This window comes from Streptococcus moroccensis, from assembly GCF_030812835.1.
In the GTDB taxonomy this organism is placed as follows: domain Bacteria; phylum Bacillota; class Bacilli; order Lactobacillales; family Streptococcaceae; genus Streptococcus; species Streptococcus moroccensis.
On the sequence record NZ_JAUSTM010000021.1, the window covers coordinates 13,460 to 37,272 of the forward strand.

The 23,813-nt window shown below is 40.8% G+C and carries 24 protein-coding genes, 1 pseudogene and 1 riboswitch; of the genes and pseudogenes, 9 read left to right on the forward strand and 16 right to left on the reverse strand.

Annotated features, from left to right (window positions below; translation table 11 throughout):
* The first annotated feature begins 163 nt into the window (after positions 1-163).
* Genes J2S23_RS09060 through J2S23_RS09080 form a run of 5 tightly spaced genes read left to right on the forward strand, consistent with a single transcriptional unit; the run spans position 164 to position 3,656 of the window.
* The gene (locus J2S23_RS09060) at positions 164-361 is read left to right on the forward strand and encodes a hypothetical protein (protein WP_307122403.1); all 198 of its coding nucleotides are present in this window, start codon (positions 164-166) and stop codon (positions 359-361) included.
* The gene (locus J2S23_RS09065; RefSeq protein ID WP_307122404.1) at positions 348-1,238 is read left to right on the forward strand and encodes an ABC transporter ATP-binding protein; all 891 of its coding nucleotides are present in this window, start codon (positions 348-350) and stop codon (positions 1,236-1,238) included. Before J2S23_RS09060 ends, J2S23_RS09065 begins: the two co-directional genes overlap by 14 nt.
* Entirely contained in the window at positions 1,235-1,966 is a 732-nt protein-coding gene (locus J2S23_RS09070; protein ID WP_307122405.1) for an ABC transporter permease, read from the forward strand. The genes J2S23_RS09065 and J2S23_RS09070 overlap by 4 nt, the downstream gene beginning before the upstream one ends.
* Entirely contained in the window at positions 1,966-3,063 is a 1,098-nt protein-coding gene (locus J2S23_RS09075) for a sensor histidine kinase (protein WP_307122406.1), read from the forward strand. Before J2S23_RS09070 ends, J2S23_RS09075 begins: the two co-directional genes overlap by 1 nt.
* The gene (locus tag J2S23_RS09080; RefSeq protein ID WP_307122407.1) at positions 3,060-3,656 is read left to right on the forward strand and encodes a response regulator transcription factor; all 597 of its coding nucleotides are present in this window, start codon (positions 3,060-3,062) and stop codon (positions 3,654-3,656) included. The genes J2S23_RS09075 and J2S23_RS09080 overlap by 4 nt, the downstream gene beginning before the upstream one ends.
* 35 nt (positions 3,657-3,691) lie before the next feature.
* Here J2S23_RS09080 and J2S23_RS09085 read toward each other — a convergent pair whose 3' ends face one another.
* Entirely contained in the window at positions 3,692-5,371 is a 1,680-nt protein-coding gene (locus J2S23_RS09085; RefSeq protein ID WP_307122408.1) for a hypothetical protein, read from the reverse strand.
* 254 nt (positions 5,372-5,625) lie between these two features.
* On the opposite strand from J2S23_RS09085, the gene tehB reads away from it, so the two are divergent.
* Complete coding sequence (gene tehB, locus J2S23_RS09090; protein WP_307122409.1) at positions 5,626-6,492, forward strand: SAM-dependent methyltransferase TehB; 867 nt, start codon at positions 5,626-5,628, stop codon at positions 6,490-6,492.
* 77 nt (positions 6,493-6,569) lie between these two features.
* A complete protein-coding gene (locus J2S23_RS09095; protein ID WP_307122410.1) occupies positions 6,570-7,397 on the forward strand; it encodes an exodeoxyribonuclease III in 828 nt (275 codons plus the stop codon).
* Positions 7,398-7,799: 402 nt separating this feature from the next.
* On the opposite strand, the gene J2S23_RS09100 is transcribed toward J2S23_RS09095, so the two are convergent.
* From J2S23_RS09100 to J2S23_RS09130, 7 genes and pseudogenes are all read right to left on the reverse strand, one after another.
* Positions 7,800-8,342 carry a TetR family transcriptional regulator gene (locus tag J2S23_RS09100; protein ID WP_307122411.1) on the reverse strand — a complete coding sequence of 181 codons (543 nt, stop codon included), beginning with the start codon at positions 8,340-8,342 and terminating at the stop codon, positions 7,800-7,802.
* A gap of 86 nt (positions 8,343-8,428) precedes the next feature.
* The gene (locus J2S23_RS09105; protein ID WP_307122412.1) at positions 8,429-9,418 is read right to left on the reverse strand and encodes an electron transfer flavoprotein subunit alpha/FixB family protein; all 990 of its coding nucleotides are present in this window, start codon (positions 9,416-9,418) and stop codon (positions 8,429-8,431) included.
* Between the two features lie 9 nt (positions 9,419-9,427).
* On the reverse strand, positions 9,428-10,225 hold the full coding sequence (locus tag J2S23_RS09110; protein WP_307122413.1) for an electron transfer flavoprotein subunit beta/FixA family protein: 798 nt from the start codon (positions 10,223-10,225) through the stop codon (positions 9,428-9,430).
* A gap of 14 nt (positions 10,226-10,239) precedes the next feature.
* On the reverse strand, positions 10,240-11,376 hold the full coding sequence (locus J2S23_RS09115; RefSeq protein ID WP_307122414.1) for an acyl-CoA dehydrogenase family protein: 1,137 nt from the start codon (positions 11,374-11,376) through the stop codon (positions 10,240-10,242).
* A gap of 391 nt (positions 11,377-11,767) precedes the next feature.
* The gene (locus J2S23_RS09120) at positions 11,768-12,901 is read right to left on the reverse strand and encodes a 5-methyltetrahydropteroyltriglutamate--homocysteine S-methyltransferase (RefSeq protein ID WP_307122426.1); all 1,134 of its coding nucleotides are present in this window, start codon (positions 12,899-12,901) and stop codon (positions 11,768-11,770) included.
* A 116-nt stretch (positions 12,902-13,017) separates the two neighbouring features.
* Positions 13,018-13,245 (reverse strand): annotated as a pseudogene (locus J2S23_RS09125) (cyclase family protein); the annotation flags it as partial.
* A 148-nt stretch (positions 13,246-13,393) separates the two neighbouring features.
* A complete protein-coding gene (locus J2S23_RS09130; protein ID WP_307122415.1) occupies positions 13,394-13,606 on the reverse strand; it encodes a YdbC family protein in 213 nt (70 codons plus the stop codon).
* Positions 13,607-13,695: 89 nt separating this feature from the next.
* Between J2S23_RS09130 and J2S23_RS09135 the strand changes: the two genes are divergently transcribed.
* Positions 13,696-14,013 carry a hypothetical protein gene (locus tag J2S23_RS09135; RefSeq protein ID WP_307122416.1) on the forward strand — a complete coding sequence of 106 codons (318 nt, stop codon included), beginning with the start codon at positions 13,696-13,698 and terminating at the stop codon, positions 14,011-14,013.
* A gap of 27 nt (positions 14,014-14,040) precedes the next feature.
* Here the strand turns inward: J2S23_RS09135 and J2S23_RS09140 are convergent, their stop codons facing one another.
* Together J2S23_RS09140 and J2S23_RS09145 are read right to left on the reverse strand one after the other, a co-directional pair.
* Positions 14,041-15,327, reverse strand: coding sequence for a peptidase U32 family protein (locus tag J2S23_RS09140; protein ID WP_307122417.1), 1,287 nt, complete (start codon positions 15,325-15,327; stop codon positions 14,041-14,043).
* A 148-nt stretch (positions 15,328-15,475) separates the two neighbouring features.
* Positions 15,476-15,988 carry a QueT transporter family protein gene (locus J2S23_RS09145; RefSeq protein WP_307122418.1) on the reverse strand — a complete coding sequence of 171 codons (513 nt, stop codon included), beginning with the start codon at positions 15,986-15,988 and terminating at the stop codon, positions 15,476-15,478.
* A riboswitch (PreQ1 riboswitch) is annotated at positions 15,986-16,084 on the reverse strand. (Overlaps the previous gene by 3 nt.)
* Positions 16,085-16,112: 28 nt before the next feature.
* Here J2S23_RS09145 and J2S23_RS09150 point away from each other — a divergent pair.
* Complete coding sequence (locus J2S23_RS09150) at positions 16,113-16,541, forward strand: GtrA family protein (RefSeq protein ID WP_307122419.1); 429 nt, start codon at positions 16,113-16,115, stop codon at positions 16,539-16,541.
* 261 nt (positions 16,542-16,802) lie between these two features.
* Here the strand turns inward: J2S23_RS09150 and ezrA are convergent, their stop codons facing one another.
* From ezrA to J2S23_RS09180, 6 genes are all read right to left on the reverse strand, one after another.
* Positions 16,803-18,527 carry a septation ring formation regulator EzrA gene (ezrA, locus tag J2S23_RS09155; protein ID WP_307122420.1) on the reverse strand — a complete coding sequence of 575 codons (1,725 nt, stop codon included), beginning with the start codon at positions 18,525-18,527 and terminating at the stop codon, positions 16,803-16,805.
* An 86-nt stretch (positions 18,528-18,613) separates the two neighbouring features.
* A complete protein-coding gene (gene gyrB / locus J2S23_RS09160; RefSeq protein ID WP_307122421.1) occupies positions 18,614-20,566 on the reverse strand; it encodes a DNA topoisomerase (ATP-hydrolyzing) subunit B in 1,953 nt (650 codons plus the stop codon).
* A 51-nt stretch (positions 20,567-20,617) separates the two neighbouring features.
* Positions 20,618-21,181 carry an HAD-IA family hydrolase gene (locus J2S23_RS09165; RefSeq protein ID WP_307122422.1) on the reverse strand — a complete coding sequence of 188 codons (564 nt, stop codon included), beginning with the start codon at positions 21,179-21,181 and terminating at the stop codon, positions 20,618-20,620.
* A gap of 104 nt (positions 21,182-21,285) precedes the next feature.
* Positions 21,286-21,828 carry a DJ-1 family glyoxalase III gene (locus J2S23_RS09170; RefSeq protein WP_307122423.1) on the reverse strand — a complete coding sequence of 181 codons (543 nt, stop codon included), beginning with the start codon at positions 21,826-21,828 and terminating at the stop codon, positions 21,286-21,288.
* A gap of 135 nt (positions 21,829-21,963) precedes the next feature.
* Positions 21,964-23,190 carry an FtsW/RodA/SpoVE family cell cycle protein gene (locus J2S23_RS09175; protein WP_307122424.1) on the reverse strand — a complete coding sequence of 409 codons (1,227 nt, stop codon included), beginning with the start codon at positions 23,188-23,190 and terminating at the stop codon, positions 21,964-21,966.
* A gap of 142 nt (positions 23,191-23,332) precedes the next feature.
* Positions 23,333-23,575 (reverse strand): type B 50S ribosomal protein L31, encoded by a 243-nt coding sequence (locus J2S23_RS09180; RefSeq protein ID WP_307122425.1) that lies wholly within the window; start codon positions 23,573-23,575, stop codon positions 23,333-23,335.
* Positions 23,576-23,813 lie beyond the last annotated feature (238 nt).

The window sequence follows — 23,813 nt, forward strand, 5'->3', positions numbered from 1 at the left end:
AATGAAACCTCTATTTGATAATACTCTATTATATCATAATTTTGACCAGTGAACAGACCTCTTGACCACTCAGATATGACAAATGTCATCTCCTGTCATGACAGAATCGACTAATCGGCTCCGCATTTTTCCAGTAAACTAAAAACAAGAAAAGGAGTTACTTATGAAAAAACACATGACACCGATAATCATCGCATTCGTCCTACTCTACGCTGCTTGTATCCTATTTGGCCATCCACTAGCAAACCTCCCAGCGACTGCCCTTCAGTACCTCGCTTGGTCCCTGCCTGCTAGTCTCATCATCGGCCTTATTTATCCTCACCTAAATTCTCAGAAAGGACCTTGCCATGACAAAGCCTAAGATACAGGTCAACAATCTGTCCAAAATCATTAAAGGAAAAACGATTCTGGCCGATATGAACTTTTCCATCAAAGAGGGGGAATGCGTCGCCCTTATCGGGCCAAATGGCGCAGGCAAGACCACGCTTATGTCCTGCCTTTTAGGTGACAAAAAGGTGAGTACAGGAAATGTCCTCATAAACGAACAGTCTCCCAAGTCGATAGCTAACAAGGCTAAAATTGCTTTCTTGCAACAAGAAAATGCTGTACCGACCAGCCTCAAGGTCAAGGAATTATTAGACTTTTTCCAGTCCATTTATATCGACCATTTAACCTCAAGGGAAATTGATACGCTACTTGGTTTTACGGAGAGTCAAAAAAATCTCTTGACGGATAAATTATCCGGTGGGCAAAAACGCCTGCTAGCCTTTGTTCTTTGTCTGATTGGAAAACCAAGCGTACTTTTTTTGGACGAACCGACGGCTGGTATGGACACTTCAACCCGCAAACGTTTTTGGGAGATTGTGACTGATTTGAAGGCCCAAGGTACAACCATCGTCTACTCCAGTCATTATATCGAGGAGGTCGAGCACACTGCTGACCGCATCCTGGTCTTGCATCAGGGACAGCTCATTCGGGACACGACACCTTTTGCCATGCGGCAGGAAGCTTGTGAGAAGCAGGTGACCTTACCCCGTCAATTTGCAGCGGCTGTCGACCAACTTGAAAGGATTTATCAGATAGAGACCAAGACCGACACTGTCAGCTTTATGACCAAGGATATCGAAACCGTTTGGCAGGCCTTGCAAGAAGTCGGTTGCACACTATCAGACCTGGAAGTCCAAAACAAGACCCTGCTTAACACCCTCTTTGACAGCACGAAAGGAGATGCCACATGAATGCTTTGCTAAAAAACGAAATCATTCTTACCTTCCGAACCTGGCCTGTTTTCATTATGGCCGTCGGACTGCCACTCTTTTTCTTCCTCTTCTATTCCAGTATGGACATGTATAAAGACCCTGAAATGCAAAAAGCTTTTGTTCAATCTTACATGTTAACCATGACCGCTTTTTCCATGTCTAGCTTTGGCTTCTTCTCCTTTCCTGTCATGATTCATAGCGATAAGAGCGACCACTATTTGACATATATCGAGCACTCCCCACTTTCGATTCGTCATTATTATTTGGCTAAGATTATCCGAGTACTAGTCTATTATCTCATCTCTATTCTGGTGACTTTCAGTGTTGGCGCCTTTGTTCGTGGGGTGGAACTCCCTCCTCTTCGCTGGTTAGGAGCGATTCTCCTACTATTATTGGCCAGTTTCTTCTTTCTCTCCCTTGGACTACTTTTAGCTCAAATCCCTTCCCAACAAGTGATGACCATTGTTGCGAACATCGCCTTCTTGGGCTTGGCTATTATCGGTGGCTCATGGATGCCAATTGAGACCTTTCCAAAATGGCTGCAAAACATTTCCAAGCTGACACCGACCTATCATGTCAACCAGGTCGTGGTCCAATACGCCAAAGACGGTGACCTGCTCTGGAAGTCCTTGGGAATCGTCCTTATTTATGCTATAATCATCTCAGGAATAGCCCTTGCTATCAAACACAGAACTGAGGTGGATTAATGTTTCGACCCTTTCAAAAATACGACCCGCTCTACTACATTGGGCTGGTCTTTCTGATTTTTCCTGTCGGTGGTATTTTTTGGTTTGACTACCCTGGCTGGACCATCATACCGACAGCTGGTTTTGCCCTGTCTTATTTGGCTATCATTCATATTAGAGATCAGCACAAGGTTCTGATTGCCTGTCTTTGGTTTTATCTGTTAGCCTATATTACCCTCATGACGATTGGCATTGAAGGGAGCATGATGTGGTTTTTCTTCTACATCGCCAATCTCTTGGTCTATCGTTTTGACGATGGCTTTAAAAGCTATCGCATGGTCAGCTTTTTAACCTGTTTACTTTTTCTAAATACCAGCGTCTGGCTGAGCAATAGCCCCATAATCAGTAAACTAATGGCTGTAGCTGTCACAGGTTTTATTTTGTCCATTTACTATTTTCAACGTAAAACAATGGTGGAAGACCGCTTAAAAGCTGAACTCTACCGGCAAAATGAAACTATTAACCTCTTGGCAGCTGAAAATGAACGCAATCGGATTGGACGGGATTTGCACGATACCCTCGGTCACACCTTTGCCATGATGACTTTAAAAACCGAGCTTGCTCTCAAGCAGTTAGACAAGGAAAATCTCACCGCTGTCCAAAAGGAATTAGAAGATTTGAGAGCCATTAGCCAGACATCCATGAAAGAAGTCAGAGAGTTGATTAACAACCTCAAATACCGGACTGTCTCAGAAGAACTGGAAGCTATCTCAGACGTCTTTTCCCTGTCCAACATTGAACTCACCATCGACAAACAAGTTGAGACCGACCAGCTATCTCCTGTCTTACAATCCAGCATCAGCATGATTCTGCGTGAATTAACCACCAATGTCATCAAGCATGCCAAGGCCACTAGCTGTCAGATTAGTTTGCAAGAACTAGACGACATTGTCATTACAGTTACGGATAACGGCCAAGGGTTTGAAACCTTGACCGGTCAGGAGCTCCATTCGATTCGTGAACGCCTGCAACTGGTCAAGGGTGAGGTACAGATCTTATCTCGTCACAGTCCAACAACCATTCAAGTCCGCTTAGCCAACAAGGAGGTCGGCCTATGAAACTCTTAGTCGCCGAAGACCAATCCATGCTCCGAGATGCCCTATGCCAGCTCTTGCTCATGGAAGAGGATGTCGAGGCTGTTTTTCAAGCCTCTAATGGTCTGGAAGCCATCTCTGTCTTAGAAAAAGAAGCCATTGATGTGGCCATTCTTGACGTTGAAATGCCCCATAAAACAGGCCTCGATGTCCTAGAATGGGTCAAAACCTATCAGAAAACAAAGGTCATTATCGTGACTACCTTCAAGCGGGTTGGCTACTTTCAACGGGCCGTCAAGGCTGGGGTTGATGCTTATGTCTTGAAAGACCGCTCCATTTCAGAGCTGATGGGGACCATTCACACCGTCCTTGCAGGTAAGAAAGAATATTCTCCTGAACTGATGGAAACCATCCTAAGCCACGACAATCCCCTAAGCCCTCAGGAAATCACCCTTCTCCAGCACATTGCCCAGGGAAAATCCAGTAAGGAAATCGCAGAACTGCTCTTTCTTTCACCTGGAACTGTACGCAATTACACCTCGTCAATTTTTAACAAATTGGGTGCCAGTAATCGCGTGGAAGCTATCACCATCGCCCAAAAGCATGATTGGATATAAAAATACCTCTCCGTTCAAAAATGGAGAGGTTTGTTTTATTCATTCGTTTCTTTTTCTTCCTCACTTGGATTAACCTTGAACTGCTTGAGGTAATTGTCCTTGCTCAGCTCACCTGAGAAGCTGTCCCCGACTTTCAAGAACGGTAATTGGTCTGTCGAGTCTTCCGTTGCTTTGACTTTGTAAATGTCACCAGAAGAGGAAATATAGTAAACCGTTGAGCCATTGATCATTTGGCTGGCCAATTGATCCACCACTCCTGTAATGATTTCGACTTCGGCCTGACCAGCAGCAGAGCTTGCTGTGCCAGATAGGGCTGAAGTGTCTAAATCGGTAAACTGCGAGATCAATTGCTCAATGTCATTATTGACCGTCACCTGTTGGTAGTCTTCGGCATCTACAAGGGCATAGGACTTAACCAGGCCTGCATCGTCTTTGAGCGATACCAGATAATAGGCTTTTTCATTGAGCTTCACAAGTGTTGGCGCAGTCGCCACATAGCCTTTTTCTTGGACCTCTCCTTCTGCTGATTCCATGGCAGCAGATTCCGTCGCTGAAGCCAACTTGTAGTTGGTCACTTCCCGAGTCCGCATATTAACCAAGATAAAGCCAAGGTTGGATGAATCTGCTGTCGCAGAGGTAATCCCCGTGTAGAGGTAGATATCTGATCCGATGGAAATGTAGTTATAGCTATCCGTCGTCTCCTTGACACCGGTCTGGCTAAAGACCGTGTTCCAGAAACCATCTTGATAGGTATAGTAATCATCCACGCGGGTCAGAACATTGTTGGCTGAGAAGACCCGGTCCACCCAGTCAGGAATAGCATCAAGACTGTATTCCTTGGTTTCACCCGTCACTGCATCTAGAAGAATCACACCGACAGGGTCTTTCGAAGTCAGCATGAAACGTGGTTTGTAAATAGTTGCCACGTAGTAAGGGTTCCCTGCATCATCGACTTCAAAAGAAGGGTCTCCAAAAATGGTGAAGGGATGCTTAAACCGTAGGTAACGCAGGGTATCTCTGAAGAGATACTCAGAGTCCGAGTACTTCATGGGTTGCTCCAGTGGAGCTAGTTCAGCCTTACCAGTCGTTTGGTTGACCTTAACATAGTAGCCAATCCCTTCTGTCCGATTGGACAACCATTTCCAGAAGTTCTTGTATTCTAAAGGCGACACGCGATAAGGCTGGTTGCCAATCGTTACTTGACGGTAATCGTCTGAAATACCAAACTGTGATACCTTATCAATGGTACCTAGGTAGGTATCCCCAATTTTCTTGGCAGATTTGCGGTCCAAAAGAGCCAAGGTCGAAATATCTGTTTCAGGGAAATCCTGGGTAAAATCAGCCTCCTTCACCGTAATCACATTAGCATAGCTTTTTGCCCGGAAAACCCGTGAATTGAGCAGGTTCAAGCCCATTATCAAAGCGACTAATCCGACGATAGCCAGACCGATTCCTTTGAGCCATTTATCTTGGACAGTGTTAATTGGATTCACTTCCTTGCGACCTGTATTGGTCGCTTTTTGGGCATTTGCTTTTCCTATTGTATCTATCGCTGTCGTCAAGGATAAGCCAACAAAGGCTAAAATCAAGCCCTCAATCACAAACCACCAAAAGTCCGTACTCAGCGGATTCAAGGGTGGTAAGAACATCCAATAACTGACCAGCATAGCACCAATCCACAAAATAACCAACCCTTTTTTGAACATTTCTTTCATCATAACCTCCATAACTCTATTAATTATTATACCATTTTTAGGTTTAGAGGTCAGAAACCAAAAGTTAGCATTAAGAGCTTAGATTCGACTTGAATGTTCACCGTCATCAAAACACTACAAATGGAGCATGGCGTTTTAATGACCAATAATACACAATCCCTCTGTGTTCTGTTATAATAAGGGAAATAGCTCAGTTAAAACTATTATCTGACCAAGCAGAGACCTATTCATCTACTCTCGACAAGGAGGCCTATATGCACGATACCCTTATCCCTTATAAAACCATGCCCGAGTGGACCGCTCAGACTCTTCCGCAGGTCTTTCAAGAGCGCCACAATACCAAGCCAGGAACCTGGGCAAGATTAACCATCCTCTCTGGCAAACTCCGCTTCATCAGTCTCGATGAAAACGAAACTGTTCTAGACGAAGTCGTCTTTGACGCTGACAGCAACATCCCTTTTGTCGAGCCCCAAGCCTGGCACCGTGTGGAGCCTGTCACAGATGACCTGCGTTGCCAGCTGACCTTTTATTGCCAGCCGAGAGACTATGTGGCCAAGAAATATGGCCTCACGCCCACTCATTCAGAGGTTCACTTCACAGCTCCTTTTCTCTCACCAAACAGCAAAATCCTTGACCTCGGCTCAGGGCGTGGTCGCAACAGCCTCTATCTGGCGAGACTAGGCCATGAGGTGACAGCTCTTGATGTCGACCAAAAAGCCCTCGCTCTCCTAGAAGAGATGGCTGAGACCGAAAATCTCCCCATGACCATCGCTCCTTATGACATCAACACCGCCAAGCTTGACGAAGACTATGACGCCATCATCTCCACTGTCGTCTTCATGGGTCTAGAAGCTGATAGCGTCCCAGAGGTCATTGCCAATATGCAGGAGCACACCAATCCTGGTGGTTACAACCTGATTGTCTGCGCCATGGACACTGAGGCAACACCCTGTCCTATGCCATTCTCCTTCACCTTTAAAGAAGGCGAACTTCGCCAGTACTATACCGATTGGGAGCTCATCAAGTACAATGAAAATATGGGCGAACTCCATAAACGCGATGAAAACGGCAACCGCCTCAAGATGCAGTTTGTCACCATGTTAGCCCGCAAGCCTCACTAAGCCACAGTTCCCTCGGGTCGCACAGCCAAAGGATTTTTGATATAATAGAAGCACTACGACTTAGAAAAGGAACCTCTATGAAACTCATCTCTTGGAATATCGATTCCTTAAACGCTGCCCTCACTAGTACCTCGCCACGCGCCCTTTTGTCACAAGCTGTGCTGGATACTCTAGCCCTCCATGACGCAGATGTCATCGCGATTCAGGAGACCAAACTCTCCGCGGCAGGGCCTACTGGCAAGCATTTAACCATTCTGGCAGAACGTTTTCCTAACTATGAGATTGCCTGGCGCTCCTCTATCGAGCCAGCTCGCAAGGGCTACGCAGGAACCATGTTTCTCTACAAGAAAAATCTAACACCCATCATCACCTATCCAGAGATTGGTGCCCCAACGACCATGGATGTTGAAGGTCGCATCATCACGTTGGAGTTTGAGGATTGCTTTGTGACCCAGGTCTATACGCCCAACGCAGGCGATGGGCTTCGTCGTCTTGCAGACCGTCAAATCTGGGATGAAAAATACGCCGACTATCTCGCTGAGCTTGATGCCAAAAAGCCGGTTCTTGCCACTGGGGACTATAACGTTGCTCATAAAGAGATTGACCTAGCCCATCCTTCTAGTAACCGTCAATCTCCGGGCTTTACCGATGAGGAACGCCAAGGCTTTACCGACCTTCTCGCTAGAGGTTTTGTTGATACCTATCGTTACCTGCACGGTGATGTCCTTGGGGCCTATACATGGTGGGCACAACGCAGCAAAACCAGCAAAATAAACAATTCGGGCTGGAGAATCGATTACTGGCTGACCAGTGACCGTGTGGCCAAACAGGTTGTCCGCTCTGAGATGATCGACTCTGGAAGCCGTCAGGACCATGCCCCAATCTTGATGGAAATTAATCTCTAATACATCCAAACCTAACCGCAAGGTCTTCCCTTGCGGTTTTCATCTGTTATAAAAGGTCAGACGTAAGTTCTTAATGCTCAAAAAGAGTAATCTTACTAATTCGTTTCAATGAATCCTGAAGGGTCTCTTTAAAGAGTGCTTAAAACTCTGGTTTGTCAGGGTTTGATTTCATATTTATAGAAAAAGCTTTAACTTGAGCCTTTATCTGCTTTTTATTATGCTTGAAATTTGATTAAATTTCATCTAACTTGAAACAAGTCAGGTAACTTTTCTAGTAGGACTTTTCAGTTTCTTCATTGAAACAGTCGCTGCATAGCGTACACAATATTCCTTCTTTTTGAATAACATTTTGATATTCAGATGGAATTACATTCGAATATAATAATATATGTCTAGTTATGACTAATCAATTTGTAGAACAGTTTTGATGAAATCAGGAATATTATTAATTAAATAGTTTACCCCTTCTTCCAAACTCATCTCGAAATCACCAATAACAATTTGCCAACCAACATAAGTCGAACCAACCACATAGGTATGAAGTTGAATTAGCTGTTCATTACTAATAAGTTTCATGTTTAAAAAACTTTTGAAGCGTTCAAGATTAGATTTTATACAATAGCTATATAAAGAATTTTGGTCATCAGGATTTGCGAAAAGATGTTCAAAGATTGCTTGATTATTTTTTAGTATTAGAAAACTTTTAAAAAAATGCTTTCTGAAGTCACGGTCAGCTAAAAAGTCATTATAAGTCTCTGATAACAGTTTATCATATAGACAATTAGAGAGATCATATTTATCTGTAAAATAGTGATAGAAAGTAGGTCTAGATACATGAGCTAATTCTAAGATATTTTTTACAGATATATCTTCAACAACTTGTTTTTGAAGTAAAATTTGATATGCCTCTAAAATACGATTTTTGGCCGATAAATGTGCAGTCATGCTTCTTCTCCTTTTATATATTATAAACAAAAATAAATATTTTTTTCAAATCAAAAAGGCATGAAAATTGTTCTCATGCCCAAAATTTAAAAATATTTTTTTGATAGCAATTCTATCACTTTATTAGCATCTCCAACTGCGCCATAATCTGAGACATTAAATATCTTCGCCTTATTGTCATTATTGATATTGTAAACGACTTTTGATTTCTCCATACCACTGACAAAATGTATAGCCCCTGATATTCCAAAACCAATGAAAAGTTGGGGCTTAATTGAAACACCACTTGTCCCAATGACATGTGTTTCATCAGATACAAATCCACTATCGGTAAAACTTCTTGTATAGCCTAAACCTACACCTAGTTTATGAGATAATTTTTCAAGTAAATCAAAAGAACTTTTATTAGCAACTCCACGGCCTGCAACAAGAGCAATATCAGCCTCAGTCAAACTTTTCTCTGTTTGAGTTTGCTCTACCACTTCAAGCAGAACCTCTTGTGAAGTTAAACTTTGGTAGCTTGCTTGAGAGTTGATAATCTCAACATTTGATATTGGTTCAAAATCCTGCTTTTCTAATATTCCTGGGCGTACTGATGCCATGATTGGTCGATGTTTAGAAATGTAAATTTCACTAACTACTTTTCCACCAAAAGCTGGCACCAGACAATTAATTCTATTTTTTTCAGTATCGTGGCAAATATCTACACAATGTGCTGCAAGTCCTGTTCGATTTTTTATAGCAACGGTAGGCGCTAATTCAGAACCTATGGCTGTCGCTCCAATAAAAAACATTTCTGGAGAATATAGACTAATTAATTCTGAAACAACCTTAGCATAGACATCTTGTCTATAAATTGATAAGTTCTCATTATCAACTTGATAGATTTTTTCAGTACCTAATTCTTGTAGAGCAGAAATTTTTTCTGCATTATTATAGCCTAAAACAACCGTTGAAATAATACTATCAGGTATTGTTTTTTTTAATTGTTTTGCTTTAGTCAATAGTTCTTGATAGACTGATGCTAACTGATTATTTATAAATTCTGCATAAATCCAAATTTCTTTTTGTGCCATATTTATCTCCTACTTATTTCTAATAGCTTCAATTGCTTGGTAGAGCTGTTCTGCAATCTCTTCTGGACGTTGGCTAAGCATTTTGACTTCTTTTTTTATTTCTCTAACTACCAAATTACCATTTTGAGATGGAGAGCCTGCTAAACCAATGTACTCTTCTTCGATAGCTACTAGGTTTTCTGTTGACCAGACTTCTAATGGCTTATTTTTAGCATCATAGATAGATGGTACTGACATGTAACGAATATTATTAATAGAGGCGTTCACACCTAGAACTGCTGGTGTTGGCATTTTATAACGACCTATACCATTGTCCAACTTTTTGTTCACAATGACATACTCTTGCTCTTCTGCCACAATATTAGTAACATTTGCAGCATGAGGTATATTCAGCCATTCTCCAATTTGTGAAGGAACATGAGCAGTAGCACCATCAGAACTTTCATTACCAGCAATAATTAAATCAAAATTTCCTATTGTCTCAATAACTTTGCTTAGGACATATGATGTTGAAAATGTATCGCTTCCTGCAACTTTATTGTCGCTTAAAAGGATGGCTTTATCAGCTCCGAACGCTAATGCTTCATAAAGTTGTGTCTTCGCAGCTTCTGGTCCCATTGAAATGACAACAACCTCTGCACCAAATTTGTCTTTTAGACGTAAACCCTCTTCTAGAGCATGAAGGTCACTTTGCCCAATTACAGTTGGTATGTTTGTCCTAACTAAAGATTTTGTCTCTGAGTCCATTTGAATCTGATTGTAGTAACTTGGGTCTGGTACAGATTTAACACATATAATAATTTTCATTTCTTATATCTCCTTTATAGGCTACTTCCAATAAAATTAACTGCACTTTTATCACTAACACATGGATGTTCAAGAGCAGCAGCATCTCTATAGAATCGTTCAATTCCTGTTTCGTAAATCTCTCCCATACCTCCATACAATGCATTACATTCAGTTGTTACTTCTCGTAATAGGTCAACACCTTCAACTTTACAAGATAGTGCCTCCATACCATCTCTTTGTCCATTAGTCATATTAGCTAAATGACCATATACTGAGTTTCGAAATGCACTGATTTTTGATTTTAAACGTCCACAAGTCCACCGCATTGATTCATGTGCATCCCATAATGAACTTCCAAACTGAACACGTGATTTCAAATAATCAACTGTCTGTTCAAGAACTCTTTCACATGCTCCAAGGGTCATAGCGCCGTAAATCCCCAGTTCCTCAGGTGATGTTAAAATTAAATTACGTACATGGTTAAGTCTACTACTTTCAGGGACTCTAACGTTATCTAAGTATATTGACCCAGTGCGACTTCCTTTCAGTCCAACTTTATGTTCAATATGGCCTACTGAGAATCCTTCAATATCAGTTGGAATAACGAAAATTTCAAGACCATCACACGATGGCAAGGTTACATGTTCTTTAGTTCTAGCACATACGATAATATAATCAGCAAAGTCACACTCAGTGATAAAAATTTTACTGCCGTTAATGACCCATTCATTCCCTTCTTTTTGGGCAACTGTTTCATAGCCATCAAAGAAACTTCCCCCTGCAGGTTCACAGCTAGCTAAACCTAAAATATACTCCCCATTGATAACTGGTTTAACATATCTTTCAATTTGTTCCTTTGTTGCTGCATTATGATCATAAAACACACGATTATTAATCTGAATTAAAGCAGTTAAAAACGCAAAATTGAGACTTTCTCTTCCCAATTCTTCCAATAACAAACCCCAACTTATATAGTCTTCACCCATACCACCTAAATCTTTAGGAACAGGTAATTTTGCATAGCCTAAGCGAGCAAGTTCCTTCAGTAGATTTTTAGGACCTTCGTCATTCTCTTCCATATTAGGAATAAAAGGTCTTACTTTCTCTTGAGCAAATCTTCTAAATGCTTTTTGCAACAGTAATCTTTCTTCATTCATATACCACATCATAGTTATCCCCTTTGTGATTTTTTTAATTTTATCTATAAGTTGATTTTATCAAATTAAACGCTTACATAGAATTTACAAATATTTTCCCGTGTTAAGTCCTATACTTACAAATTTAATAAAATGTTAAATTTATGACTTTTGAATCAAAAATTTCTTAGAGAAAATTTAAATATGCCTAGATAGCATAACACATATAAAACATATATTCACACGTCTTAATTTCTTCAAAATCCCTTTCGGATCAATGCAATTTCAACTTTTTAACCATTAAGCTTTACCAGTACTGTCATGGATTGACTGACCTTTTAGTCAAAGTTCCTATTTCTGATAGAGGTCGTACAAAAAAAGCTTGAGACACTTTTGTCCCAAGCTCCATTGCCTACTATCTAGCTTATTCGCCCCAAACTTCAGCCACGATTTCTTGGATGAGTTTGAGCTTAGCCCACTGTTGCTCTTCAGTGAGAATATTACCTTCCTCAGTTGAGGCAAAACCACATTGTGGACTGAGGCACAGATCTTCTAGCGGTACAATCTCAGCTGCTTCTCGAATACGCGCAATGACGTCTTCTTTTCTCTCTAATTCTCCCGATTTCGAGGTCAAAAGACCAAGAACGACTTTCTTACCTGGTGTTAACTCCTTAAGGGGTGAGAAGTCACCAGCACGATCCGTATCATACTCCAAATAGTAGCCATCAACTTTTTCTTCCCCTAAAAGCTCTTTAGCAATTGGACCGTATCCTCCGGAAGATGCCCAAGTTGAGTGGAAGTTACCACGGCAAACATGACTAGTCACTGTAACATTTTCTGGAACTGCTTCATAAAAAGCGTTATTAAGGGTCAAAAATTTGTCTGCTAAATCAGCGCGTACTTCTTCTTTGGTTTTTTCACCGCGACCCCAAGCTGATAAGAAATTATCGTCAACAAGTGTTCCCCATGTGCAATCATCGACCTGGATGGCACGAAGACCCTCGTCATATAAATCGTTCAAGACAGTGAGGTAAGCATCTCGAATATCTTCAACCACTGCTTCAAAAGTAGGGTAAAACTGGGCTAAATTAGCAACATGTTCCTCATCACGAATCAATTCAAAATACAGTTGAGCCGGAGCTGGAATGGTTAACCGTGCAACTCCTTTTTCACCAACCTCATGACGCAGAAAAACATAGTGCTTCACAAAAGGATGGTTTTCACCAGAAATTTTCCCTGAAAGAATTGCAGAATCGGCCTTGGTTGTTTCATCATGGAAATGATAGCCTTGCTCAGCTTGAACATGCTCGACACCATTTAATCCCCAGAAGAAGTCCAAATGCCAGTAAGCACGACGAAATTCTCCATCAGTAATATTTTCGATACCAAGCTCTTGTTGCTTGACCACTAATTCACGGATAGCCTGGTCTTCAACTTTAGTCAGTTGTTCCTGAGAGATTTCACCCGCAGCATATTGTTCACGCGCCGCAATCAAATAATCTGGGCGTAAAAAGGAGCCCACATGATCGACTCTATACGGCGCAGTTTGTGTCGTTATTTTTGTCATGGTAATGTCCTTCGACTTTCATTTTCATTTCTTTTCTTATTGTACCAAAAGCTAGTATTACTGTAAATTATATCTTTTCTATCTTATGGTATAACTTTTAGCTATAACTAGGATGAAATGGAAATAGCTCTAACAGGAGACCCTGTCACTTTTTCCCAATATGGGAAAGAAATGATAATCAGGCTACCCGTAGCTGATACCTGATCCAAATTGGCCATCACTTCGATTTGGACAATATCTTGAGATAGGAGATAATATTCTTCATGAAGAACTCCTTCATTTTTTAACATAGCCAGCCCTGAGTCCATATTAAGAGTCTCATGGCCTAACCCTTTGCCTTATCGTTACCCCATAAAGAATGCCTATGCTTCCCAACTCCATCCTGGACTACGCTAAGCTCTTCTATCATCAACACACCATCAAGAATCTGCCTAATATAAAAAACCTATCGATTGGATAGGTTTTAGCTATGACATAACGAGGTTATTTAGAAAATTCATCCAGAAGGACCTGAAATTCTTCGTTTGTCAACGTGATGCCTTTTCCCATTTTACTATGATCGGGGCTCCAGCTACGGATATCATACTTGGGTTCTGCTCCATTAAAGCTAACACGATTGAGTTCCTTGGTCCATCCTTTCTCATTTTCTGATAAGACCAAGAGTTTTTCAACAATTTCAAAGCTAAATTCTGCCATAAGTACCTCCTAACCTATTATTCGAAAAAACTTGTGATTTTAGTCAAAATGATATATGATTATTGTATCAAGACTTCGGAGTTTTTACTATGAAAAAGATTTTCTCGAAATTCTTTTTAATGCTAAATCATTATATAAATGCTATTGAACACCAGATAAAGGGCCAAGAGCAGGGCATCAATCCAGATATTTTAAAGACTATTCGTCAGGCGCTTGAAGCTAAAATGGCTGTCCATGTCATCTATGGGAATCAGCATTTTACAGGGACTGTGATACGTTTTGATCAGACCAAATCTCAGGTTGTTTTAGAAAATTTCAAAAAATCAATTACCCTCATTATAGACCTGCACGAAATTAAAAAAATAGCCGTCCTTCCACCAAGATTACAAAAAATCGCTGAGAGTTAACTTTCAGCGACTTTTTTTCTAAGCTAATTAAGCACGGACAGTCATACTGACGCCGTCCTCCTTATAAAGATTGATTAATCCTGATTTACAAGCACGAACCATATCTCCTGGATAGACAGGCTGAGGAACTGTGATGGTTAATAGCTCCATTGGATTTGGTGCACGGTCTATTTTTTCACCGTCAGCATTATGTAAATCCTCAATCACGGTTTCAAAATGACGGAAACCTGGTCCATAAAATTCAACCTGATCACCTTCGTGGAGAACATTGCGCTGCCTTATGGTCGCGGTCATTGTCATCTCATCAAAGGACACGACTTCTGCCACAAACTTGTATTCTGGAATCTTACGGCGGGCTCCAAAGAGTTGCTCGTTTTCAGATGGGGTTTGATAATAAAAGCCTGTTGCTAATTCCCGTTGAGCAACCTTCCAAAGTTCATCAATCAAATCCTGCTTAATAGCTTCAAATTTAGCCGGACTTTCCAAATAAGCATCCACAGCTGCCTTATAACAATTAGTCACTGTTGACACATAATGGATCGATTTCATACGGCCTTCAATCTTGAGACTATCAACACCATTTTCAATCAGGTCTGGAATGTTCTCAATCATGCACATATCAACAGAAGACATCGAATACTCTTCTGGAATTTCCCCTTTAAGACTACGACGTTCCTGCCCAAAAGGCATTTCATAGAGATCATATTTCCAACGACAGGACTGTGAACATCCTCCGCGATTTGCATCACGATGACTCATGTGGTTAGAGAGCACGCAACGTCCAGAATAAGAAATACACATGGCCCCATGAACAAAGGCTTCAATCTCAACATTTGTGCGTTTTCGTATCTCTGCCACTTCTGCCATGGTGACTTCGCGAGCTAACACAACTCGTGTTAATCCGAGTTCCTTCCAAAATTCAAAGGTTTCATAGTTGGTTGCGGAGGCTTGAGTTGATAAGTGAATTTCGAGTCCTGGTGCATCTGTTGAGGCAATCATGATTAGCGCAGGGTCTGAAACAATAACTGCATCAATTCCCATATCTCTGAGCTCTCTAAACCACTCACCAGCTCCTACTTCATTGCCTTCATGGGTAATCATGTTAGCAGCCACATAAACCTTAGCTCCACGTTCATGCGCATAAGCGATACCTTCTCGCATTTGGTCAGGCGTGAAATTACCAGCACGACTGCGCAATCCATAGGCTTGACCACCGATAAAGACAGCATCAGCGCCATAATCAACAGCTACCTTTAATTTTTCAAGGGTTCCTGCAGGTGATAGTACCTCAGGTCGTTTCAATTGTTTTGTCATTTCTTTCTCCTATTTGCAATATAGTAGACCTCTTTATTTTATAGGAAAAAAAGGTGAAAATCAAGAGAAATTTGAATGAAAAATCACAATCCAACTGCTATAGCTTTCAAAGCAAAAAAATCTGGCCCACCCCAGATTTTTTTGATAGTCATTGCCGAAAGTTAATCCGCTTGCTTAATTTATCCATGATGATTCCACCTATGAGTAGAGAAGCAAACTCACCAACCCCAGTCGTTAACCAGGTGAAGAAGAATGGACTATCATAAAGAAATTTTAGCTCCAAAGCAATAGTAAACATGCTAAGAGAGAAGAAAATGGCAAAATATAAAAAAGCTTTATTAATGAGACCATTAAACAAATAGTCCTTCATATAGCGTTCAAAGAGGTAAACACCCAAGGTTAAGAAAACTAACGTTGAAAGTCCTCCCACAATCATATCAATCCAACCAAATCCAATAAAATTAGCAATCATACAGCCTAAAGTCACACCAATAATATACTTTTTGTTATAAAAGGCTGTAAAATTCATCATTTCAGAAAGACGGAATTGATAAGCCCCATACGAAATCGCATTGAGAGGTGGTGTGATGGTTAAAACAATATAAATCGCTGCAACCATTGCAATTTGCGCGAGATCACGCGCAGTCCATTTTTGTGTCATATAGGTCTCCTTTGGCGGCTAAACCGCTTGTAATATGCTTGACTAAAGGTAGGAAGTGTCAAGGGTTGTTAAAAACAACTTTATAAGTATAGCATAATTTTTCGAAAAATGGTAGACTGATACTATGAAAAAAATCTTAAATCATGAAGTGCTATCTTACCTCTTTTTTGGTGTTCTGACAACCGTAGTCTATTTTGTCACTCGATTTGTCGTCTTTTCTCTGACCAAGGAGTCACTCTTTGCCGCTTTTGTCGCTAATATAACAGCTATTTTGTTTGCTTTTGTCACCAACGATCGTTTTGTCTTTAGACAACCAAGGCAAGGATGGACGAAACGCCTCGTCAAGTTCTTTATCGCGCGTCTCTCAACGCTTGGTATCGACCTTTTACTGACCTACCTTTTAACCAAAGCCTTTCCTGGTATCATTGGTCAATTTGTCGCCCATGACCCTAAAAAAATTGACCTTGTTGTCTCTCTCATCAGTCAGGTATTCTTTGTCATTTTAAATTATATCCTCAGTAAACTTCTCGTCTTCAAAGATAAGACGCCATAAGATGTAGTGCTAAAGATATAGACAAAAAAAGACTGCCCCGTCCACAAGGTCTGCGGTTAATTTTCGATTATTTTCTTGAAATCATCAAAAAGTTAGCTCTCGCTAACTTTTTTGTGTTTTAGCCGTTAAAAGATTCTAGAGCTTTCTTCATTTTGGAGAATGTCTCTTGATGCAATCCGACTCTCCTATTTGAAATGCACGAAAAAATCGGTGTCTTTGAAACTACCGATTTTTCTATATTTTTCTTTCGTTACCCACCTATTAGAAAGTGATGCTCTCACGTGTACGTTGGTAGGACTTTACAAAGCGTTCTGTAACACCAGGCTCAACATTTTCAAGAGCAGTTGAGATTGTTGCAAAGGATGAGCCATAATCAAAGTGTCTTTCAAAAGAAGCTAAAGCATCATCAAAAGCGGTCTGAATATTGGTATCCTGTGATCGATAACGATTCGAATACTGGAGTAATTGCTCCGTTAAGCTAGCATCTTGAACAATCTGATAAGTTTCAGCTTCCAATTCGTCCATAGCTGTTTGAGCCACATCTAATTGACGATTGATGGCTTCCATGTCAATCCGCTCAGGTTCAAGAGCTTCCATCAAACTCTCAACCTTATCACTGGTTGTAAAGAAAAGAGTCATAAAGGATTTTGGAATCCCAGGAAGATTTCGTTTTTCCATATACCGCTTAATGGTATGCAGTTTATTCACGAAACCAGCTGCCTGTTGCCGCGCTTTCACTTCCTGTGTTTCTTGCGCATTCAGATACTCTGCCAAGCCAACTTGGTCTTCCTCAATATCTGAAAGCTGTAATTTTGCAGCTTTGAAGGTCTCTAAAATGTCAGAATAAGGAATATCTGGCTGGTTCATCCGTTCAATCTTATAGTGAACATCTGTTTTCAATTCATCAAAACTATTCTTAACGGTTTGGATTTGACCTAACTTACTATCTGAGAGGAAGAAGACCTGGCGAAGACGCTCAACTTCTGATTGCAATGTGTCTTGACTTGATTGGATATGGTCTAGATAATCTGGCAAAATCTTGGACAGCTTAGCAACTTCTTGTTTGGCTTCAATTTCTTTAGTGAAGATTTGATAAAGGCTATCAATTTCATCTTGAATGCGCTCATTTTCAGCATCCGCTTGGTCTAATTCAAAATCAACGGTTGTATTTAGGTTGTCCTTGATTGCTGAACGGATGTCTTGAAGGCGGACTTCAATGTTTTCTTCAGGGAATTGGTAATTTTCTTCCAACAGTTTTTTATAGCCTGAATTAAGGTCTTCCAACTGTTCTGGCATGGTTGTTACAAGTTTTTCAATCAAACCTGGAACGCGATCCATGATTTGCTTGAGGGCAATCATATGCTCTTCCGTCTTATCAAGGATTGCTGACGCTTCAATAGGATCCCCAGAAGTATTCAAGGTGACAAATTCTGAAAACTCTGATTCGATATGCTTAAACTGCTTCTGCAATTCAGGTAAGGTCGACCCATAACTTGCCTCATTTTCGGCAAGGGTTTGTTGCAACCCATCAAATAAATCAAGCGCATGGTGAACACGTCCACTGTTTTTTTCCTCTTGAGTTTTGAGATCAGACATAGCCTGACGAATTTCCTCGATATCATGACTCACTAGGTTAATCTGACTATCGATATTCTCAATGGCATTTTTCGCCTTCAAAAATCGAAAAGATTGATTAAAGCCTTCTGTTTCAAAAATCTGATTCTCAATATCTGCAAAAGAATTAAGTGAGAGGTCAACCCATTTTTGATTCCACTCGCGAAAAGCAACCTGACTTTGACCAATTAAGTGCATGTTTTTCACTTCTTCAATTTCATCATTGACTGGAAGATTGAAGAGAGCTTCTTTACGCTCCTCTAACTGATCTAACAAGGTTTCATTGCGCTTTCTCGCTAAAATACTCATGACATAAGCAAGGATAATAATGGTGACTATCACGATGACAATAATGATTCCGCCACTAGACATATAAAACTCCTTTTATTCTGTTTTGATAAAAACCTGCCCTATTATACCATATTATAGGACAGATTGCACCCCCATTTTAGAGACTTTTAAATGTCAAGGGTTGAATAAACAGCATTTTCTTCGATAAATTCACGACGAGGCTCGACTTTATCCCCCATCAACATGTCAAAAATCCGATCTGCTTCAGCGGCATCATCGACTGTTACACGTGCCATCAAGCGGTTCTCTGGATCCATAGTAGTTTCCCAAAGTTGATGGTCATCCATCTCTCCAAGACCTTTATAGCGTTGGATGGTTGGTTTTGAGCGTCCCTGGCTGTATTCTGCCAAGGCTGCTTCTAGTTCTTGTTCTTGGTTAACTCCTGGCTGAATGTATGCTTTAATTTCTGATCCAACTTTCACCCCATAAATAGGTGGTTGAGCAATATAAACATAGCCAGCCTCCAAAACTGGACGCATATAGCGGTAGATAAGAGTCAAGAGAAGGGTACGAATGTGCGCGCCATCGACATCAGCATCAGTCATGATAACCAGTTTTTTATAGCGTGTTTTTGAAACATCGAATTCTGCTCCGAAGCCAGTTCCCATGGCTGTGAAGAGACTACGAATTTCCTCATTAGCTAAAATTTTATCCATCGTCGCTTTTTCGACGTTCAAAATCTTGCCACGAATCGGTAAAATAGCTTGAAATTCACGGTTACGACCAGATTTAGCAGATCCACCTGCAGAGTCTCCCTCAACGATAAAGAGTTCGGTCTCGTTGGGATCATTAGAGGAACAGTCAGCTAACTTACCAGGCAAATTGGAAATTTCCAGGCCTGATTTTTTACGAGTCACTTCACGAGCTCTCTTAGCTGCAATCCGAGCCTTGCTGGCTAAAATGCCTTTTTCAACAATACGACGCGCAATTTGAGGGTTTTCTAAAAGAAAATCTGAAAAAGCTTCTGAGAACAAACGATTCGTAATCTTAACGACCTCACTATTTCCCAGTTTTGTTTTCGTTTGCCCTTCAAACTGAGGGTTAGGGTGCTTGACTGAAATAACTGCTGTCAGACCTTCTCGGACATCCTCTCCAGTTAGATTATCTTCATTTTCTTTGAGGATTTTATTTTTCTTAGCATAGTCATTGATGACACGGGTTAAAGCAGTCCGAAAACCTTGCTCATGCGTTCCACCTTCGTGTGTATGAATATTATTGGCAAAGGAGAGAACATTTTCCTGATAGGCTGTCGTGTACTGCATAGCCACCTCGACAATAATGTCATCCATTTCACCTTCTGTGAAGATTGGTGTGTCAAAAATAGGTTCCTTGCTAGCATTGAGATATTCAACGTAACTGGCGATACCACCTTCATAATGATATTCTTTCGTCTGCTCTTGATCGTCACGCTTATCCGTGATGGAAATCCGCAAGCCACGATTCAAGAATGCAAGCTCTTGTACGCGTTTATTGAGCTTGTCAAAATCATATTCCGTTGTTTCGGTAAATATCTCAGGATCTGGTGTAAAGTGAACCGTTGTCCCATGACGGTCTGTTTCCCCAACAACCTTCAAGTCATCAACTACTGCCCCTTGACGATATTCTTGATAGTAGATTTGACCGTTTTTGTGGACATGGACTTCTAACTGCGTAGATAAGGCGTTAACTACTGAAGACCCCACACCGTGGAGACCCCCAGAAACTTTGTAGCCACCACCGCCAAACTTTCCACCTGCATGGAGGATGGTAAAGACTGTTTCAACTGCTGGACGTCCCGTTTTTTCCTGAATATCGACTGGAATCCCACGGCCATCATCTACAACGGTAATGGAATTATCCTTCTCAATAAAGACCTCAATTGTCGTGGCAAATCCTGCTAAGGCCTCATCGATAGAATTATCGACAATCTCCCAAACCAGGTGATGGAGCCCTTCTTTTGAAGTTGAGCCGATGTACATCCCTGGACGCAAGCGAACAGCTTCCAAACCTTCTAAAACCTGTATTTGACTAGCATCATAATTTTCAGCTAGTTCTTGTATGTTTTTAATATCTTCTGTCATTTTTTCCTATTCCTAAAGCCTTTTAAGCTCGTCTTTATGCCTGTCTCTATTCTATTCAAGAATAGATTGCAAGCTTCTTTGCCCATCAAAATGATAAACGGCCATGCCCGCTGCTCGTCCAGCCTCCAAGTCAATCTCACGGTCTCCAATAACCAAGGCATCCGCCATCTGGTATTTATCCTTGAGGTATAATAGAGCTGATGGATCAGGCTTCCTTGGAAAACCACTATCTCCTGTAACCACTTCTTCAAAGAAATGATCAATACCAGCCACAGCTAAAATATCTAGGACCTGGTTATTGCGGTGGGACCACAAAAAATTTCGACCGCCTGAAGAAACAATTTGCTCCAAAGTCTCTTTGGCACCCTTAAAAAGGATTGGATTTGCTAAATCCACTCCTTCGTGGTACTTATAATGCTCTAAAAAATCCGGCAAATCTGCTGCATAGCGAGAAATAGCTTCCGCAGTTGATATTTTTAAAGCTGCGTACACCTCATCATGGGCTGGAACAGGACGACCATACTCTTCGAGTGTTTCCCGAAAAGCTTTGGCCGATATCTCATAATTATCTAAAAGTGTACCGCCTAAATCCCAAATATAATTTTGATAGTTCATACTCTTCATTATAGCATATTTTCTGAAAATATTAAAGCCTTAAACGTCTTGTCACACAAGCAATTTAAGGCTTTTTAATGCTATTTTTCAATCATAATCGGAGGCTATTCAAACAATGGATCATATATCATGCCACTGCTCAACTTTTTAGAGTCGCCTCCCAGAACATCCACCAAATGGTAAGCAAAGGCAAGGCTAACCCCAGCTCCCTGAGCCGTAATGATACGGCCATCCTGGACAAGGAGGTCATCCGTATGCTCCCCAGTAGCAATCTCCTCTTCTACGCCTGGATAACAGGTATAGCGTTTCTCGTTTAAGAGGCCAGCTCGTCCTAGTACCTTTGGTGCTGCACAAATGGCTGCCAGCCATTTCTCAGCTTGATCTGCCTCTTGAAGAGCCTTAATCAAGGCATCATTATCACGCAAATGATCAGAACCTGGTAAGCCTCCTGGTAAAATAATCATCTCATAGTCTTCTAACTGCCCCTCAAAAACTTTATCTGCTAGAACAGTGATGTCATGAGACCCTTTTACTTCTGGCGTAAACCCAAGTGTTTCCACAGGGATATCGGCCCGTCTTAACACATCAACTTGAGTGAGAGCCTCGATTTCCTCAAAACCTGGTGCAAGTAATACGGCTACTGTCATAAAAATGACCTCCTTTTTGGTGTTTGCAATATGGTAGACTACTACCATTTTTTAATAAATTAAGATTTCTTAAAAGCGCGTTCGTTAGGGACACATGCTCAACCATCAATCATCTCGTGCCTGATCCAACATAACCTAGTCGATATTTTCAATGATAAAGCGGTGTTTTCGAACACCCTTGCTTTGTTTTTCTTCTTGCTTTAAAGCATTTTGATAACTCATGGATAAAAGCAAGCCTATACCAATCAAATTAGAAATGATGGAGGATCCTCCTTGAGAAATAAAGGGTAGGGGAATTCCTGTTAGTGGTAAAAGACCTGTAGCTGCACCGATATTTTCTATAACATGAAATAACAGCATCATGATAAATCCTGTTGAAATAAAGGTATAAAAACGGTTATTGGAAGCTATGGTGACACGAATCATCTGGTAAATTAATACCATATAAAGGCTAATGAGGACAATCCCTCCAAGAAAGCCAAAATTTTCAGCAATGACTGTAAAAATCATGTCACTTTCTCGCACAGGAACATGAACATCACTGGTCATGAAACCTTTTCCCCAAAGACCTGCACTCCCTATTGCAATCAAGCTCTGTGCTTGTTGAAAGGTTGTTGTTTGGGCATTTTCAAACGGATCTAACCAAGCGGATACACGGTTTAATTGATAGGTGTCAATGCCTAGATTATGTAGAAAGACTCGGCCTTCTTCTTGAGAAAATATAACGACAAAACCACCTATAAGAAGAACTCCAAAAAGAAGAGTAGGCAAGATAATGGTCCAAGAAATGCCAGATAATAGGGTCATCCCCGCAAAGATTGCGACAAAAACCAGAGCTGTTCCCAAGTCTTTTTGGAGATAGAGTAACATGAGCACAGGAATTGTCGTTATGATCAATTGGAAGAGAAGCCAAAAATCTTTTTTTAGCGTTGCTGAATCCTGTTTTGATTGGAATCGGACAATCTGATAGGCCATCATCAAAATGTAGGAAATTTTCATGAATTCAGACGGCTGAAAGAGGCTCTGATTGTTCCAAGCCACCCAGTTTCTAGATCCTGTTGCAGCAACCAATTCCGGACTATAAAAAACCAGAGGCAAGACCATCAGAACCACCCCTAAAAGATATAAGAAGGGAGTTGCCTTCCATAACAATTGGCGATCAAAAAACATGACCAAAGAAGCCAAAAACAGGCCAACCATAACCCATGCGCCTTGCTGAATCACCATTTCTGTAGCCCTATCTGGATAATCTAGGGTGGTCGCAACAAAAATAGCAACCAAGCCTATTATCAGTAACAAGGCCACTGGCAAGATTAACTTGACATCAATTCGTTTCAAAAGTGATGCATTGTCTGATTTCATGATGTCCCTACTCCCTTAGTGTATCCTTTATGACTTTTTCACAAGATCTTGTAACCATTATACCAAAAAGACCATTCTTAGTGAGATTAAAAATGTGTTTAAAAAAACACAGCTCTCTCGAACTGTGTTACATATCGTCTGATTATTTGATACCGTATTTTTTGTTGAAACGGTCCACACGTCCATCGGCTTGTGTGAATTTTTGACGTCCTGTGTAGAATGGGTGTGAATCAGAAGAGATTTCAACACGAACCAATGGGTACTCAGCACCTTCAAATTCAACAGTCTCGCTTGTTTTCTTAGTAGAACCACTCAAGAACTGATAGCCTGTAGAAGTGTCTTGAAAGACAACCGGACGGTATTCTGGATGAATATCTTTTTTCATTTTGTTAAACATTTCCTTTCTGCCATAGCTCTTTTGAGCCATAGTTTATAACTTCATTAGTTTACCAAAATATTTTCTTCTTGGCAAGCCTAAAAGCCCCTTTTTTTGTTTTCCGGCCATTCTCACTGTTATTTGTTTAAATTTCGAAAGTTCTAAAATGAAGTTAGCCACTTTCAAGTTGAGAAAAAAGTATACAAAAACACCTCAGAGAGATATCATGTAGTTCACCACAAACACA

Excerpts from the sequence above, each read along its gene's own strand:
- J2S23_RS09060 (WP_307122403.1), top strand. The coding sequence starts at position 164 with ATGAAAAAACACATGACACCGATAATCATCGCATTCGTCCTACTCTAC.
- J2S23_RS09065 (WP_307122404.1), top strand. The coding sequence starts at position 348 with ATGACAAAGCCTAAGATACAGGTCAACAATCTGTCCAAAATCATTAAA.
- J2S23_RS09070 (WP_307122405.1), top strand. The coding sequence starts at position 1,235 with ATGAATGCTTTGCTAAAAAACGAAATCATTCTTACCTTCCGAACCTGG.
- J2S23_RS09075 (WP_307122406.1), top strand. The coding sequence starts at position 1,966 with ATGTTTCGACCCTTTCAAAAATACGACCCGCTCTACTACATTGGGCTG.
- J2S23_RS09080 (WP_307122407.1), top strand. The coding sequence starts at position 3,060 with ATGAAACTCTTAGTCGCCGAAGACCAATCCATGCTCCGAGATGCCCTA.
- J2S23_RS09085 (WP_307122408.1), bottom strand. The coding sequence starts at position 5,371 with ATGAAAGAAATGTTCAAAAAAGGGTTGGTTATTTTGTGGATTGGTGCT.
- tehB (WP_307122409.1), top strand. The coding sequence starts at position 5,626 with ATGCACGATACCCTTATCCCTTATAAAACCATGCCCGAGTGGACCGCT.
- J2S23_RS09095 (WP_307122410.1), top strand. The coding sequence starts at position 6,570 with ATGAAACTCATCTCTTGGAATATCGATTCCTTAAACGCTGCCCTCACT.
- J2S23_RS09100 (WP_307122411.1), bottom strand. The coding sequence starts at position 8,342 with ATGACTGCACATTTATCGGCCAAAAATCGTATTTTAGAGGCATATCAA.
- J2S23_RS09105 (WP_307122412.1), bottom strand. The coding sequence starts at position 9,418 with ATGGCACAAAAAGAAATTTGGATTTATGCAGAATTTATAAATAATCAG.
- J2S23_RS09110 (WP_307122413.1), bottom strand. The coding sequence starts at position 10,225 with ATGAAAATTATTATATGTGTTAAATCTGTACCAGACCCAAGTTACTAC.
- J2S23_RS09115 (WP_307122414.1), bottom strand. The coding sequence starts at position 11,376 with ATGATGTGGTATATGAATGAAGAAAGATTACTGTTGCAAAAAGCATTT.
- J2S23_RS09130 (WP_307122415.1), bottom strand. The coding sequence starts at position 13,606 with ATGGCAGAATTTAGCTTTGAAATTGTTGAAAAACTCTTGGTCTTATCA.
- J2S23_RS09135 (WP_307122416.1), top strand. The coding sequence starts at position 13,696 with ATGAAAAAGATTTTCTCGAAATTCTTTTTAATGCTAAATCATTATATA.
- J2S23_RS09140 (WP_307122417.1), bottom strand. The coding sequence starts at position 15,327 with ATGACAAAACAATTGAAACGACCTGAGGTACTATCACCTGCAGGAACC.
- J2S23_RS09145 (WP_307122418.1), bottom strand. The coding sequence starts at position 15,988 with ATGACACAAAAATGGACTGCGCGTGATCTCGCGCAAATTGCAATGGTT.
- J2S23_RS09150 (WP_307122419.1), top strand. The coding sequence starts at position 16,113 with ATGAAAAAAATCTTAAATCATGAAGTGCTATCTTACCTCTTTTTTGGT.
- ezrA (WP_307122420.1), bottom strand. The coding sequence starts at position 18,527 with ATGTCTAGTGGCGGAATCATTATTGTCATCGTGATAGTCACCATTATT.
- gyrB (WP_307122421.1), bottom strand. The coding sequence starts at position 20,566 with ATGACAGAAGATATTAAAAACATACAAGAACTAGCTGAAAATTATGAT.
- J2S23_RS09165 (WP_307122422.1), bottom strand. The coding sequence starts at position 21,181 with ATGAACTATCAAAATTATATTTGGGATTTAGGCGGTACACTTTTAGAT.
- J2S23_RS09170 (WP_307122423.1), bottom strand. The coding sequence starts at position 21,828 with ATGACAGTAGCCGTATTACTTGCACCAGGTTTTGAGGAAATCGAGGCT.
- J2S23_RS09175 (WP_307122424.1), bottom strand. The coding sequence starts at position 23,190 with ATGAAATCAGACAATGCATCACTTTTGAAACGAATTGATGTCAAGTTA.
- J2S23_RS09180 (WP_307122425.1), bottom strand. The coding sequence starts at position 23,575 with ATGAAAAAAGATATTCATCCAGAATACCGTCCGGTTGTCTTTCAAGAC.